We start from the raw sequence: 14,199 nt of genomic DNA, 5'->3' as shown, positions 1-14,199 counted from the left end.
CAAGATGAGAAGACGGGTTATTTTGGTGACAGACGGAGATGAATATGCACAGCGAACAATCGAGTTACTATCAAAGGAGTTTGGGGGACGATGTATTTCGGCATCGCAAAGTAATCCAACGAAATTAACAGGGAGAAAGATTGTTGAGCTTATCATGCAAACACCACATGACCCAGTTTTTGTTATGTTTGATGATAGTGGATATATTGGAGAAGGTTCAGGAGAAAAAGCACTAAAATATGTAGCAACAAATAAACAAATTGATGTGCTTGGCGTATTAGCTGTCGCCTCTAATACACATCATTGGGAATGGGCCCGCGTTGATGTAAGCATCGATCGGGAAGGACGGTTAACCGAATATGGTGTTGATAAGTTTGGGTTAGCGGATGTTGAAATAGGAAGGATTAATGGTGATACCGTTTACTGTTTAGATGAACTACATGTTCCCATTATTGTTGGAATTGGGGATATTGGAAAAATGCGCGGAAATGATGACTGCAAGCGTGGATCACCGATTACAAAAAAAGCAATTCAAGTAATTTTAGAAAGGAGTGGGTTTTATGACCAATCAAAAAAAGACTAGTATACCAATTTCTTCATTTTTAAGCGATAATGAAAATTATTTAAAACAAACGGTTGGACTTGGGGTTACGTTTGATGTGGGAATTCGTAAATTTCAAATTTTAGATAAAGAAATTGGTGTTTTCTATGTGAACGGTTTATGTGATTCAAACTTCATTATACACATTTTGGATGAGGTTGTTGATACGAATGAAATACAAAGGTATGAAGACAATACTGTAAAGCTGTTAGAAAATCGTCTTATTCATCAGCAAGTAAGTAAAATAAAGACGATGGAAGATGTTATATTTCAGGTTTTGTCAGGTTTAATCGTTATTTTTGTTGAGGGAGAAACAGAAGCATTTGTAATAGATGTTCGTAGTTATCCGGGACGAACTCCGACAGAGCCGGATACAGAGAAAGTTGTTAGAGGGGCCCGCGATGGATTTGTTGAAAATATTATTGTGAATACGGGTCTTATTCGGCGGCGTATTCGTGATCCTCGCTTGCGGTATGAGATGATGCGGGTAGGTGACCGATCAAAAACTGATACTTGTATCGCATATATACAAGATATTGCGAATCCAGACTTAGTGAAAATAATAAAGCAAGAGTTAGAAAGTATTCAAATCGATGGTGTGACGATGGCTGATAAAACCATTGAAGAGTTCCTTGTTAAACAAGGATATAATCCTTTTCCACTTATTCGATATACAGAAAGACCAGACGTTGCTGCGAATCATTTGCTAGAAGGACATGTTTTGCTATTGACAGATACTTCTCCTAGCGTAATTATTACACCAACAACATACTTTCATCATGTACAGCATGCTGAGGAGTTTCGGCAAAATCCAGCTGTCGGAACGTTTTTACGTTGGACTCGATTTATTGGACTATTGTTTTCACTGTTTTTATTACCACTTTGGCTTGCGTTTGTACTTGATCCTACTTTATTGCCAGAAAAACTTGCGTTTATTGGACCAAATAAAACGACAAATTTACCAATTTTCTTGCAAATTATTTTAGCAGAAGTAGGATTGGAATTTTTGCGACTGGCATCTATTCATACACCAACACCATTGTCATCAGCAGCCGGGTTAATTTCAGCTATATTAATTGGTCAAATAGCAATTGATGTCGGTCTATTTGTACCAGAAGTTATTCTATATACTGCCATTTCTATGATTGGATTATTTGCAACGCCAAGTTATGAATTAGGATTAGGGAATAAAATTGCTAAATTATTCCTCATCGTATGTATAGCTATATTTGGAGATACAGGATTTGTTATTGGAATGACATTGTTAATTTTATTTTTAGCATCGACTAAAAGTTTGCAAACACCATATCTTTGGCCGTTTCTTCCATTTGATTGGGGAGCATTCGTGAAAATTTTGATTCGACCGTCTATTCCTAATTTGAAAGTGCGTCCAAGTATAGTTCATCCACAAGATAAAAGACGACAAAAATGAGTAGAAGGAAACTTCTGCTCATTTTTATTATAAATTTATATGTTTTTAACAAAAACATAACATTTCTTTTGTACACTAGAAGTACATATGTTGTATGGAAGGGGAGATTACATGATTAAGTTATTTGTGAGTGATTTAGATGATACACTCGTTTATAATGTGAACCGGATTCATCGAGAGGATGAAAAAGCATTATGCTGGCTGGCAGAGAAGGGAACGGATATTTGTTTTGCTTCTGGCCGTTTTACTCATCGTATTCATGATGCTGTGAAGCAATTCGCTTTCCCTTATTATACAACAGGGTTAAATGGTGCGGTCTTATTAACGAAAGAAGGGGAAAAGCTCCACGAATCGACTTTTAATGGTGAAATTGCCCGGGAAATATATAAATATATACATGAAAAAGAGATGGCGGATATTGTATGTGCGAAGGAGCACCGATATACGAAAAAGAAAAATGAGCATCATCGTATGTTTGAAGAATCTATTCAAGTGAAAATCGCAGAAGTGGAGACATTAGAGGAAGAGTTTGGACAAACTATTCATCCCTCAAAATTATTTGTATATGGAGAAGAAGCAAAAGTTACAATGTTAGATGAAGAGCTGCGAAACAAGTTTCGAGGCAAAGCAGAAGTAGTGATTTCAGGAAAGAGATATGTGGATATTATGCCAGTTGGAATTAGTAAAGGAAGTGCGCTGCAAATTTTAATGGAACACTTACAAGTAGAGGCACCTGAAGTAGCGTGCATTGGGGATTCTTTTAATGATGTTTCAATGTTTTCTGTGACGCCGCATTCTTTTACGTTGCATCATGCTCATCCATATGTAAAAGAAAAAGCGAATCATGTTGTTCGTTCTGTAGAAGAAGCAATTATGAAACTTCCATTGTTAGCATAAAAAAGCTCGTCAATGACGAGCTTTTTTTAGTTAAATAGTGATTTAATAAAGTCAATAAAGCTAGAGAATACACCTTTTAGCTTTTCTAAAAAGCCTTGACCTTGTTCAGAACCTAGAAACGCGGAAACATGGTCTTTTGCTTTATTTAATTGGTTACTAACTTGATTCCAATCAATATTTAAATTTTTCATTTTTTCAAAGAGTGCTACTAAGTTATTGAGTTGTTCATCAGTTAATGTAATTCCAAGTTGATCTGCAACCTTTTTAATGAGTGAACGTAAATCTTCTGTTGTTTTTGGCTGTTCTTTTGCTATTTCTTGTTTAACGTTCGCAACAAGTTGTACAGCTTTATCATTCCCGATTTGGTCACCAAGTTTTGCAGTTTGAACCATTTCTTCGTTTGCCACTTTTTTTACTTCGTCTGGAATTTCTTTTTTCGATGTTGTTTCGTAAGCTTTCATTAAACCTGTTAAAGCTGCAGTTCCTGATACTTTAAATGGTGCTGTAATGTGTATATTCGCATCTTTTACACCTGCTGTAATTAATGCGTTAGTATACATTGCATCCGTTACCCAATTAATATTATGTGCTTGTACAACAAGACCAGATCCTTTTTTTGTATACGTAATCATAGAAGAAGAAATTGCTTTTGTGCCGATTTGTGCGTTTGGTACAATTCCATCTAAATATTTATGTTCTTCCGCATTTGATACCGTAATAATTTGTGCATCTTTTGGCGCTTTCATTTCTTCAAGAAGCTGTTGTTTTTGCTGCTCTGTTAAATTTTCTCCTAATGTAACAATAGACTCTCCCTCAATCACGTCTGCATATGAAGCTGTTGGAATTAAAAAGACCATCATAGCTAATAGCAGCGCTAATAGTTTCGTTTTCACGAAAAATCGCTCCCTTTCTCTTTCTAAAATTTTCGGGCAACAAAGTAATTATAGTATATTTTCTGTATTTGTCATCCGTCTTCAGATTGATTTGTTAAAGAAACAGCAGGATTGTCGGATTTTATAAAGGTTTTTGCAATAATATTTTTGTTTATTACAGTGATTGTGGTAATATAAGGCTGAGATTGTTGAAAGGAGCTTATTATACATGAAAACTTTAGGATACATATTAATGGAAAACGGTGAAAAAATCGAACTAGAATTTTTCCCAGAAGAAGCACCAAAAACAGTAGATAACTTTAAAAAACTAGCAAACGAAGGCTTTTATAATGGTGTTACGTTCCACAGAGTAATTCCTGGCTTTGTAAGCCAAGGTGGCGATCCAACAGGAACAGGAGCAGGTGGTCCTGGCTACTCCATTCCTTGCGAAACAGATGGAAACCCTCATAAACACGGTGTAGGCGCACTTTCTATGGCACATGCAGGAAGAAATACTGGAGGAAGCCAGTTCTTTATTGTACATGAACCACAACCGCATTTAGATGGTGTTCATACTGTATTTGGAAAGGTAACAAGTGGTATTGAGCCAGTATTAAATATGCGTCAAGGCGATGTTATGAAAGAAGTTAAAGTTTGGGAAGAGTAAAATGTGAGGAGGGAGCAAAATGCTCTCTCTTTTTTTGTAAAAAAGGAATGTGTAAGTTAAGAGCGGTAAAAGATACGTATGGGAGAATTTATGTTTTTATGTACCATTTAAGCTAAATGCGGACAATATTATTATAAACAGAATATCTATATTTGACTTCCTCTTTCCCTCTTTGTATGATTATAAAGTTGTTTTTGGGCAACCCTTCTCAGCTAATTAGAAATATTGTAAAATAGACATGATGTAAGATTTAAATTGCTGGTTTAGGGGATATATGATTTGTAACTTTTGTAAGAAGGGATAAATTTCATGTTAATTCGTTTTAAAAAAAGTTATGAAAAAATTGCAATGGGACTTCTTTCTTTTATGCCAATGGAAAAAGATATAAAACGTTTACAAGCAACGATGAAGGATTATGAAAAAAATGATAATTGGCAGCTCTATTTATGGAAAGAGGACGATGCTATTGTTGGGATTATTGGTACGGTAAAACAAGATGAAGATGTATTAGAAATTCAGCATATTAGTGTGAACCCTTCGCATCGTCACGTGGGAATTGGAACAAAAATGGTACAAGAATTACAAACAATGCTGCCGAATGTTACGATATGCGGCAATGAACAAACTTCTGGCTTTTGTGAGAAATGCAAAGAAGTCGAACATAATGTGCATTAATAAAGTGAAACTTTCTTCAGTGGGGATTATTTTCATCCATCACTGAGGGAAAGCTCTCACCAATTGGGCGTATGCCCGTAGTTATCTCCACCCTATTTTCTTTCTTTTTTCTGAATTTTGAGGTTGAGATTTTACTGTTCAAAAGTAGCAGGATAAAAGCAGAGATAATGTTATCTCTGCTTTCTTTTTTGTAATTGCACATTTCGTTCAGCAATCACATCTTCACGATTGCGGCGAGAATGTTTATGAATAATATCGTCATTTGGAGTAGAAGAAGTATCTTTCCAAGAAAGTCCTTTGTTTTTACATAATTGTATGCATATGTTTTCTAGATTCGGATTAGAAAAAGGAAGAAATAGTGCTGTATAAGGTTTATGATTTTGAATGATGTGCAGTCGTTCCTCAAGGAGCAATAATAGGTTGGGATAGTCTAAATCTAAAGCTTCTATGTGTTGTTTTTCATTTTGTAAAATGAAGAGCGCGCTCTTCATCATTCGCTGAGCGCCATTCCAATTACAACGTCTATGATGATATAAAGCAACGGCAATTTGAATGAGACCTACCCAATGTTGCTCACGTTCTCCGCGAGGTTTTGTTTTCCAATGTTCTTCTAAAATTTCGTGACATTCAAAGTAGTCGTAATCACTATGAAAATGAATTAAAAACTGTATGTATGCTTCATGATACATGCTTTTCACTCCTATTCTAAGCAGCGTACATATATAGTGTATCATAAAGTGAAACTTTCAACAGTGGGGATAAATATAAAGCGACTAGAGATTGTTCTAGTCGCTTTATGTCAGTTAACAGAAGCAAGCTGCACCGACAATAATTAATAAAATAAACAAGACAACGAGTAGAGCGAATCCGCCGTGGAAACCTCCAATATGTCCTCCCATAGTTTGTAACCTCCTACAATGTACTCATTACACTGTTATCATATGAACACGATGGGCATTGTGGCATAGGTATACGTCTATTTTTGATTAAATTTCTGAAAAAGGTTGGATAGTGTATGAGTATGCTCTATACTTATGGAGTGACAGAAAAAATGTGGTGGGATGATTTGTGCAATATAATTTTAAAGTTGAGGCATTTGAGGGCCCTTTAGATTTGTTATTACATTTAATTAATCGTTATGAAATTGATATATATAACATTCCTGTAGCGGAAATTACAGAACAATATTTATCATATATCCATGCGATGAAAGAATTGCAGCTTGATGTTGCAAGTGAATATTTAGTTATGGCCGCGACGCTATTACAAATTAAAAGTAAAATGTTACTTCCAAAGCATGAAGAAGATGAACAGGATAGCAGTGAAGAATTTATAGAAGATCCTCGGCAAGAGTTAATGGAACGCCTGATTGAGTATAAGAAATATAAGCAAGCCGCTACCCAATTAAAAGAAAAAGAACAAGAACGAGCACAGCTATATACACGCCCGCCTCTTGATTTTATGATGTTTCAAAAAGAGGATGATGAAAAGCTGCCGATTGATGTTACGCTATATGATATGCTAGCAGCATTTCAAAAGCTAATGCGTCGAAAGAAAATACAACGTCCGGTAACAGCTACAGTTGCTCGGCAAGAGATCCCGATTGAACAACGAATGGGTGATGTTTTAAAACAATTAGAAATGGCGGGAGGTCGTCAAAGTTTTTATGATTTATTTGCAGATGACGACCGGGAAATTGTTGTTGTTACATTTTTAGCAATTTTAGAGCTTATGAAACATCAGCAAATTGTCATTGAGCAAGAGCATAATTTTGATGAGATTTTCTTATTGAAATCATAGTTATACAGTTTGGCCGAACGCAATATATTGTTGTTCGGTCTTTATGATGTATATGGATACAAGGAATGTGAGAAAGGAGCTTTTATCGTTGGATAGACAAGAACAAAAGGCAGTTATAGAAGGACTGCTGTTTGTAGCAGGTGATGAAGGGATTTATCCGGAACAAATCGCAAAAGTGTTAGAAATAGAAGTGAAAGCTGTAATAGAGCTTGTAGAGGAATTACAGACGGAATATGAGCAGTTGCAACGAGGCTTGCAAATTGTTCAATTTGCAAAGGTGTATCGTTTTACAACGAAGAAAGAACACGCCTCGTATTATCAAAAATTGATGGATGCACCAACAGCTGCATCTTTATCGCAAGCGGCATTAGAAACATTAGCAATTGTTGCTTATCGTCAGCCAATTACGAGAACAGAAATCGAAGAGATTCGCGGTGTAAAAACAGATCGCGCTTTGCAAACACTTGTGTCTCATTTGTTAATTAAAGAAGTAGGGCGTGCAGAAGGACCAGGACGTCCCATTTTGTACGGCACAACAAAAGAGTTTTTAGATACATTTGCATTACAAACATTAGATGAATTACCTGCTTTATCAGAAGAGGGCGAAGGAATGAATGAAGCGGATTTATTCTTTGGTTCTTTACAAGAAATTTCGAAGTGAAAGCTTGGCATTTTGCCAAGCTTTTTGTATATGAAATGAAAGCTGCGTCATACTAAATAGAAAAAGGAGAAGGTGTATGAAAGATGTGCGTATCGCTCTTTTTCTATTTTCAATTGTATTATGTATAACTTTAAATAGTGCATCCCCTATACGTCAGCATAATTCTATACATACGGCTTCTTCCTTTTCAAGTCAGCGTACGCATTTAGGTAAGATGACTGTAAACTTTTTAAAAGTTGGGCAAGGGGATGCAACAATTATTTCTTTACCGAACGGGAAAACAATTTTAATTGATGGTGGACCGTATGAAGCAGGAGAGCCTATTATTGATACATTAATTAAAAAAGGGATTAAGCGTTTAGATGTTGTTATTGGTACGCATCCTGACATGGATCATATCGGGGGATTAATTCCAATTATTGAACAAATGCCAGTTTCACTTGTGTTAGATAGTGGAAAACTATATAGTTCATTTACATATCATACGTACATAAGAAGTATTAAAAAAAGAGGTGTACCATTTTTACGAGTAAAAGAAAAGCAATATATCCCTCTAGATCCTCATATTTCTATTCAAGTGTTAAATGATGGGAAAGCGAAGCGAGAAAATAATGAATCCTCTATTGTATTGAAAATTCGTTATGGTAAGGCTGATTTTTTATTTATGGGAGATGCAGATACAAATACAGAGGAAGAAATGATAAAACGATATGATGTACATGCAGATGTATTGAAAGTTGGTCATCACGGCTCGTATACATCAACGAGTGAAAAATTTATAACGGCTGTTGCACCGCAGTTTGCTGTTATTTCATATGATAAAAAGAATCCGTATGGTCATCCACATCGAAGTGTGATGAAACGACTATATCGGCATGGCATTACTGTATATACTACAGTAAAACATGATGTTGAAATTGAGACAGATGGAGAGCGTATTGTTATTCAGCATCAGTTACCTTTACCGTTGTTAAAATAGTGTATGTATCAGCTAACTTCAGCAGCGGGTATATAAGTTGCTGAAGTTACAAATATAGTTAATTACGTTTATATACAGTAACGTTCCAAAGCTTTTCTTGATATCCGTTTAATAAAATATCTAAGTCATGCATAACACGATGTATTTCTACAAGTGTAGTTGCTTTTTTCTCTTTACGGGCTTGTTTCGTGTAAGAAACAATATTTTGAAAGTCTTTTTGTAAATCCCCTTCAACTGACGGTGTGTATTGTAAGAATTGTTCTTCAATTTGTTTTAAGGTAGCATCATGCTCAGTCCATAAAGAAGAGGAAGGGGTCCAGTTTTTATATTGGTCATAACAGACCAATTTGTTTAGTAATTCATGCTTTTTATGAATTGATTTGTAAATAGTTGCAGTTTGAGCATCTTTTGGAGGTTCTGGAGGTGTTGAGACTTGTTTAGATATATTCATTTTCATCATAATATAATACGTTCCACAGCCAATAAGAACTACTGTTATAAAGATAGTGAATGAAATAATTGCGGATTTCTTCATGAGATTATTAATCTCTCCTTTTGAATAAAATGAATGTTATATATTATAATTAGAGAAGAAAAGTGAATTACCTGTTTCTTTTATCAAAAATTTATCTATATTGTATAGACAACTACTCGTGTATATATTATGATGAAAATAGGCAAATAGGTAATAATACAAGTAGTATTATATGGGAAAGGATCGATGGAAATGAAAACGCAAGTTGTCATCAATGCCAAAATTTATACAGGTCATGAAGTGCTAGAAAACGGTTTTATTCGTTATACAGATCAAATTCAAGAACTGGGATTGATGGCTCAGTATGTACCACAAGAAAATGAAGAGATTCATGATATAAAAGGGAATATTGTAATTCCAGGAATGATTGATGTTCATATTCACGGTGGATACGATATTGATGCAATGGATGCAAATAGCGATGGGTTAGTAACTCTCGGTAAACAGATGTTACAAGAAGGAGTTACAACTTTCTTTCCAACAACAATGACGCAGTCTCCTGAAGCAATTGAAGCAGCTCTAAGTGCTGCAAAAGAAGCAAAGGGAAAAGGTGCACATATTGAATATATTCATTTAGAAGGCCCGTACGTTTCAAAAAAACGAGCAGGTGCACAGCCGCTTGAATACATTGTTCCTGCAAATATTAAACAATTTAAACAATGGCAAGAAACAAGTGGAAATTTAATTAAACTGGTAACATATGCTCCTGAAGAAGAAGGGGCGCGTGAGTTTGAACAATACCTCGCAGAAACTGGTGTTATCGGTACAATCGGACATACAGATGCAACTGATAAGCAATTAACAGGTAGAAATTTTACACATGCAACACACCTTTATAATCAAATGCGTGGTTTGCATCATCGGGAGCCGGGTGTAGTTGGTCATGTGTTATTAAACCCAGACGTAATGGTTGAAGTGATTACAGATGGTATTCATATTCATCCAGACATGGTGAAATTGGCATATAAATTAAAAGGTCCTAAAAAAGTAAGTGTTATTACTGACGCAATGCGTGCAAAGGGTCTAGAAGATGGATTATATGAACTTGGCGGACAGCCTGTACATGTAAAAGATGGTAGTGCTCGATTAGAAGATGGAACATTAGCTGGTAGTATTTTGAAAATGGACCAAGCGTTCCGAAATGTAATTGAATTTACAGGATGTTCAATTGAGGATGCTGTACTTATGACATCGGTTAACCAAGCGGAAGAATTTGGATTAAATAACAAAGGTGCATTAGCGGTAGGTAAAGATGCAGATTTTGTTGTTATGACAGAAGATTTACATGTATATGATACCGTTCGATTAGGAATCCATATGAAAGAAGGGAAGTAAATAGATGAATATCCTTGTTGTAAAAACTCCAGAAGAATTAGCAGAAGCAGGCTATAAAATAATTGAAGAAATTGTAAAATCAAAAGAAAATCCAGTGCTAGGAATGGCTACAGGAAGCTCTCCATTAGGGATTTATGCATTAATGAGAAAAAATAAACTTGATACAAGCCGTGTAACCACTGTAAACTTAGATGAGTACGTACATTTACCACACGAAGACAAAAACAGCTATCATTATTTTATGCAAGAACAGTTGTTTGATCATCTTCCATTTAAAAAAACTTATGTACCAAATGGAATGGCAGGCGATTTACAACAGGAATGTAAACGTTATGAAAACATTATTGATGCCAATCCAGTTGATTTGCAAATTCTTGGAATCGGTGAAAACGGTCACATCGGATTTAATGAGCCGGGAACACCACTTGATTCTGCAACTCACATTGTTGAGTTAACAGAATCTACTCGTCAAGCAAACCGTCGTTTCTTCGAAAAAGAAGAAGATGTGCCAACTCATGCCATTACAATGGGAATTGGTAGCATTATGAAAGCGAAGCAAATTTTACTTGTTGTTTCTGGCTTGAAAAAAGCAGAAGCGATTAAGGAAATGCTACAAGGGAACGTAAACGAAGGTTGTCCGGCTACAGTTTTACAACGTCATCCAAATGTAACCGTAATCGCAGATCAAGAAGCTCTATCTTTATGCAGTGAGGCGATTGCTGATGAACATCGACAAGTATTCACCATTTCCGATCTATTATCAGATTCAAGAGTGGGTGAAACAACTAATTGAAGACGGTGAATGGAAGCCGGGAGATAAAATTCCATCTGAAAATGAATTATGTGATAAGTTTGAAGTAAGTCGAATGACAATCAGACAGGCAATTAATAACTTAGTTGAACAAGGATATTTATACCGAAAGCGTGGAATTGGAACTTTTGTACAACTTCCGAAAGTTGAACAAAAGCTGCAAGGCATGACTGGATTTACAGAGGATATGCTCTCTCGTGGAATGGAACCTAGTAGTGAGTTATTAAGCTTTTGCCTTGTTCCGGCTACTGCTAAAGTAGCAGACAGACTTAGAATTCAAGAGGGAGAATCAGTTTATGAAGTGAGACGTATTCGCTTAGCTGATGAAGAACCAATTGCGTTTGAGACAACGTATTTGTCACCATCTCTTGTAAAAGATATTAACGAAGAAATTTTGCAGCAATCATTGTATGAGCATTTAGAAAAAAAACTAGGTTTTAAGCTAGTTCGTGCTACGCAATCTATTGAAGCATCTATTGCAACGGATGAAGAGGCTGAGCATCTTCATATTCCAAAGAAAGCACCTGTGCTTGTAATGAGACAATGGTCGTATGCAGAAGGTGAGTTACCGCTGGAATACGTAAAATGTATTTACAGAGGAGATCGCTATAAGTTTATTACAAATATTTCACGCAATAAATAGGAAAATAATGTTTTATGGAGTGAAATTAAGTGAAACTTCCATCAGTGGGGATGAAGAAAATCCCACTGATGGAAAGCTCTCACCAATCGGCTTTTTACTCCTCGCGAATAGAGGGATAAAAATGCGACTCATCCTTATAGGGAGTGAGTCGTATTTTTATGTTCTTCATTATAATGAAGAACATATTCAATCGCATCTTTAACAGAAGAAACTGTATGAGTTGCGTGTTGTCTGACTTCATCATCTGCGCCCGCCATCGCAAAGCTATGAGGTGTTAAAGCAAACATTGGGATATCATTGTAAGAATCACCAATACAAGCTATTTCATTAGGGTGAATGTTAAATTCCTCTAATAAGACAGAAATAGCAGAACCTTTACTAATGTTAGGTGGCATCACATCTAAACACTGCTCGGCAGAAATAAAGGTGCTTATTTTTCCTTTAAAAGTTTCATCAATTTGTTTTTGAAGAGTAACTAAATCTTCTTTGGTACCCCCAATTGAAATTTTATTCGGGAAAATTGTCTTATCGATTTTTTCGAGCAAATTTGGTTCTGCAACGGAAGTCATTTTTATTTGCTTCTCGAGCTCATGAATAAACGGTGTTTTTTCCTCAATATAATAATTATATTCATCACTTACATAGCGAAAGAATGGTTCTTTATTTGTTATAGACAATAGCTCTGGTAAAATAGTAGAATCAAATGTTGCTGATAGCAATTGTTTATTTTCGTGTGTATATACAAATACACCATTTACACTAATACGATGAAAGTTCATATCAACTTTGTTCATTAACTCGGCAATTTCATTATCAAGTCTTCCAGAAGCGAAACAAAGGATTATATTTTGGTCAGCAAGGCTACGCAGTGCCTCTATATCTTGTTCATTGATTACACCTCCGTGTTGCATCATTGTGCCATCAATATCGCTTATGAACATTTTAATCATGGTGTTGCTCCTTTCTACTAGGCGTATATCATTACATTATACGCATCTCATACAATCATGTCTAAAAAACGACATTTTCAAAATGGTAGATGTTTTACATTGACGAAAAATAAGATTGTTCTGTAACATGAAAGAAGACCTTTTTACGTGCAAGGGTGGTGTTGAATGAATAATTGTCTCGAAATTAAAAAAGTTTTAAATAATAACGTTATTATTGCTGGCCATCCAGAACATGAAGAAGTAGTTGTTATTGGAAAAGGAATTGGGTTTGGCAAAAAAGCAAAAGAAATGTTAGAAGTAGAACAGATTGAAAAAATGTTTGTGTTAACAAATGAACGTGAGCGTGAACAATATAAACTTCTTGTTCCGCATGTGAGTGAGAAGTTAATTGAATTAATGAATGATCTTATGTTTTATATTCAAGATCGAGTAGCTACACCGTTAAATGAGCATATTCATATTGCTTTAACGGATCATATTGCTTTTGCTATTAAGCGATTAAAGCAAGGATTTACAGTAGATAATCCATTTTTAGTAGAAACAAAAGTACTGTATCCAAACGAATATAAAATTGCAGAGGAAGTTGTAGAATTAATTAACTCTCGTTTAAATATTCATCTTCCAGAAGGGGAGATTGGATTTATCGCATTGCATATCTATAGCTCTATTACAAACTCTGAAGTGTCTTCTATTAATCAAAATTCTAAATTGATTGCTCATCTCATCTCTTTAATTGAAGCAAATTTACAGATCGTGTTAGATAAAGAGAGCATTCATTATTTACGTCTTGTTCGGCATTTGCAATACGCAATTGAACGTGTGAAAAATGGTGAACAAGTGGAAGAATCACAACATTTTGCAGCCCTATTAAAAGCTGAATTTCCAGAGTGCTATAATTTGGCATGGAAGCTTGTTAAAGTAATGCAAAAACAATTGCAATTGCCTGTGTATGAAGCGGAAACAATTTATTTAACGATGCATTTACAGCGCCTTGTGAAGGTAGAACAAGTATAGGAATTGTTTGATTTTGTCGAAAATGTAAACGTTAAAAAAAGTTGTTGAATCGCTTACATGACTTATGTATAATAAACTTACAGAAAGTTATTACTTTCGACAAATTTTGCGTATCGATAAACGGAAACGTTTGCGTGAACTGAATATCGCACTTATTTCATTACGATTCGACACGTGTTACTGATTCGATCAGGCATGAGTGAAGAAGAGGTTGGAATGGTAGCTATTGAAAGGGACATACTACTCCTTGATAGCTATTTTCTACCTTTTTTTAACTCATGCCTTTTTGCATTTGCCGAAAGTAAAAATAAAAAAGAAAGGGAGGAA

Annotated in this window: 17 protein-coding genes; 12 read left to right on the top strand and 5 right to left on the bottom strand. The window is 35.4% G+C overall.

Annotated elements, in window-relative coordinates; genetic code table 11:
• The first annotated feature begins 4 nt into the window (after positions 1-4).
• The 3 genes from AB1284_RS15565 (at position 5) to AB1284_RS15555 (ending at position 2,930) form a co-directional block, all read left to right on the top strand.
• Positions 5-583, top strand: coding sequence for a stage V sporulation protein AE (locus tag AB1284_RS15565; RefSeq protein ID WP_429754017.1), 579 nt, complete (start codon positions 5-7; stop codon positions 581-583).
• Positions 561-2,033 (top strand): spore germination protein, encoded by a 1,473-nt coding sequence (locus AB1284_RS15560; RefSeq protein WP_429754018.1) that lies wholly within the window; start codon positions 561-563, stop codon positions 2,031-2,033. Before AB1284_RS15565 ends, AB1284_RS15560 begins: the two co-directional genes overlap by 23 nt.
• A 90-nt stretch (positions 2,034-2,123) precedes the next feature.
• A complete protein-coding gene (locus AB1284_RS15555) occupies positions 2,124-2,930 on the top strand; it encodes an HAD family hydrolase (protein ID WP_429754443.1) in 807 nt (268 codons plus the stop codon).
• A gap of 26 nt (positions 2,931-2,956) precedes the next feature.
• Here AB1284_RS15555 and AB1284_RS15550 read toward each other — a convergent pair whose 3' ends face one another.
• A complete protein-coding gene (locus tag AB1284_RS15550) occupies positions 2,957-3,823 on the bottom strand; it encodes a DUF1002 domain-containing protein (protein ID WP_429754019.1) in 867 nt (288 codons plus the stop codon).
• A gap of 208 nt (positions 3,824-4,031) precedes the next feature.
• Between AB1284_RS15550 and AB1284_RS15545 the strand changes: the two genes are divergently transcribed.
• Positions 4,032-4,469: a peptidylprolyl isomerase gene (locus AB1284_RS15545; RefSeq protein WP_429754020.1), complete on the top strand. Its 438-nt coding sequence runs from the start codon at positions 4,032-4,034 to the stop codon at positions 4,467-4,469.
• A gap of 309 nt (positions 4,470-4,778) precedes the next feature.
• Entirely contained in the window at positions 4,779-5,144 is a 366-nt protein-coding gene (locus tag AB1284_RS15540; RefSeq protein ID WP_429754021.1) for a GNAT family N-acetyltransferase, read from the top strand.
• A gap of 170 nt (positions 5,145-5,314) precedes the next feature.
• Here the strand turns inward: AB1284_RS15540 and AB1284_RS15535 are convergent, their stop codons facing one another.
• Both AB1284_RS15535 and AB1284_RS15530 read right to left on the bottom strand, forming a co-directional pair.
• Entirely contained in the window at positions 5,315-5,833 is a 519-nt protein-coding gene (locus tag AB1284_RS15535; RefSeq protein ID WP_429754022.1) for a DUF309 domain-containing protein, read from the bottom strand.
• A 114-nt stretch (positions 5,834-5,947) separates the two neighbouring features.
• Positions 5,948-6,043, bottom strand: a complete 96-nt coding sequence (locus AB1284_RS15530) for a YjcZ family sporulation protein (RefSeq protein WP_336481478.1) — start codon at positions 6,041-6,043, stop codon at positions 5,948-5,950.
• Between the two features lie 169 nt (positions 6,044-6,212).
• On the opposite strand from AB1284_RS15530, the gene AB1284_RS15525 reads away from it, so the two are divergent.
• From AB1284_RS15525 to AB1284_RS15515, 3 genes are all read left to right on the top strand, one after another.
• The gene (locus AB1284_RS15525; protein ID WP_429754023.1) at positions 6,213-6,944 is read left to right on the top strand and encodes a segregation/condensation protein A; all 732 of its coding nucleotides are present in this window, start codon (positions 6,213-6,215) and stop codon (positions 6,942-6,944) included.
• Positions 6,945-7,032: 88 nt separating this feature from the next.
• A complete protein-coding gene (gene scpB / locus AB1284_RS15520; RefSeq protein WP_429754024.1) occupies positions 7,033-7,605 on the top strand; it encodes an SMC-Scp complex subunit ScpB in 573 nt (190 codons plus the stop codon).
• Between the two features lie 76 nt (positions 7,606-7,681).
• Entirely contained in the window at positions 7,682-8,584 is a 903-nt protein-coding gene (locus AB1284_RS15515; RefSeq protein ID WP_429754025.1) for a ComEC/Rec2 family competence protein, read from the top strand.
• Between the two features lie 58 nt (positions 8,585-8,642).
• Here AB1284_RS15515 and AB1284_RS15510 read toward each other — a convergent pair whose 3' ends face one another.
• The gene (locus tag AB1284_RS15510; protein WP_429754026.1) at positions 8,643-9,119 is read right to left on the bottom strand and encodes a hypothetical protein; all 477 of its coding nucleotides are present in this window, start codon (positions 9,117-9,119) and stop codon (positions 8,643-8,645) included.
• A gap of 192 nt (positions 9,120-9,311) precedes the next feature.
• Here AB1284_RS15510 and nagA point away from each other — a divergent pair, with 192 nt between their 5' ends.
• Genes nagA through phnF form a run of 3 tightly spaced genes read left to right on the top strand, consistent with a single transcriptional unit; the run spans position 9,312 to position 11,908 of the window.
• Positions 9,312-10,454 carry an N-acetylglucosamine-6-phosphate deacetylase gene (nagA, locus tag AB1284_RS15505; RefSeq protein ID WP_429754444.1) on the top strand — a complete coding sequence of 381 codons (1,143 nt, stop codon included), beginning with the start codon at positions 9,312-9,314 and terminating at the stop codon, positions 10,452-10,454.
• Positions 10,455-10,458: 4 nt separating this feature from the next.
• Complete coding sequence (locus AB1284_RS15500; RefSeq protein WP_429754027.1) at positions 10,459-11,247, top strand: glucosamine-6-phosphate deaminase; 789 nt, start codon at positions 10,459-10,461, stop codon at positions 11,245-11,247.
• Positions 11,177-11,908 carry a phosphonate metabolism transcriptional regulator PhnF gene (phnF, locus tag AB1284_RS15495; RefSeq protein ID WP_429754028.1) on the top strand — a complete coding sequence of 244 codons (732 nt, stop codon included), beginning with the start codon at positions 11,177-11,179 and terminating at the stop codon, positions 11,906-11,908. The genes AB1284_RS15500 and phnF overlap by 71 nt, the downstream gene beginning before the upstream one ends.
• 134 nt (positions 11,909-12,042) lie before the next feature.
• Here the strand turns inward: phnF and AB1284_RS15490 are convergent, their stop codons facing one another.
• Positions 12,043-12,858: an HAD family hydrolase gene (locus AB1284_RS15490; RefSeq protein WP_429754029.1), complete on the bottom strand. Its 816-nt coding sequence runs from the start codon at positions 12,856-12,858 to the stop codon at positions 12,043-12,045.
• Between the two features lie 165 nt (positions 12,859-13,023).
• Here AB1284_RS15490 and glcT point away from each other — a divergent pair, with 165 nt between their 5' ends.
• On the top strand, positions 13,024-13,872 hold the full coding sequence (gene glcT / locus AB1284_RS15485; protein WP_429754030.1) for a glucose PTS transporter transcription antiterminator GlcT: 849 nt from the start codon (positions 13,024-13,026) through the stop codon (positions 13,870-13,872).
• Positions 13,873-14,199: the final 327 nt, after the last annotated feature.

It is taken from the genome of Bacillus sp. S2(2024) (assembly GCF_050474045.1).
Lineage (GTDB): Bacteria > Bacillota > Bacilli > Bacillales > Bacillaceae_G > Bacillus_A > Bacillus_A yunxiaonensis.
Note: the sequence above shows the minus strand (reverse complement) of the source record. Positions and strands in the feature narration are given on the sequence as shown.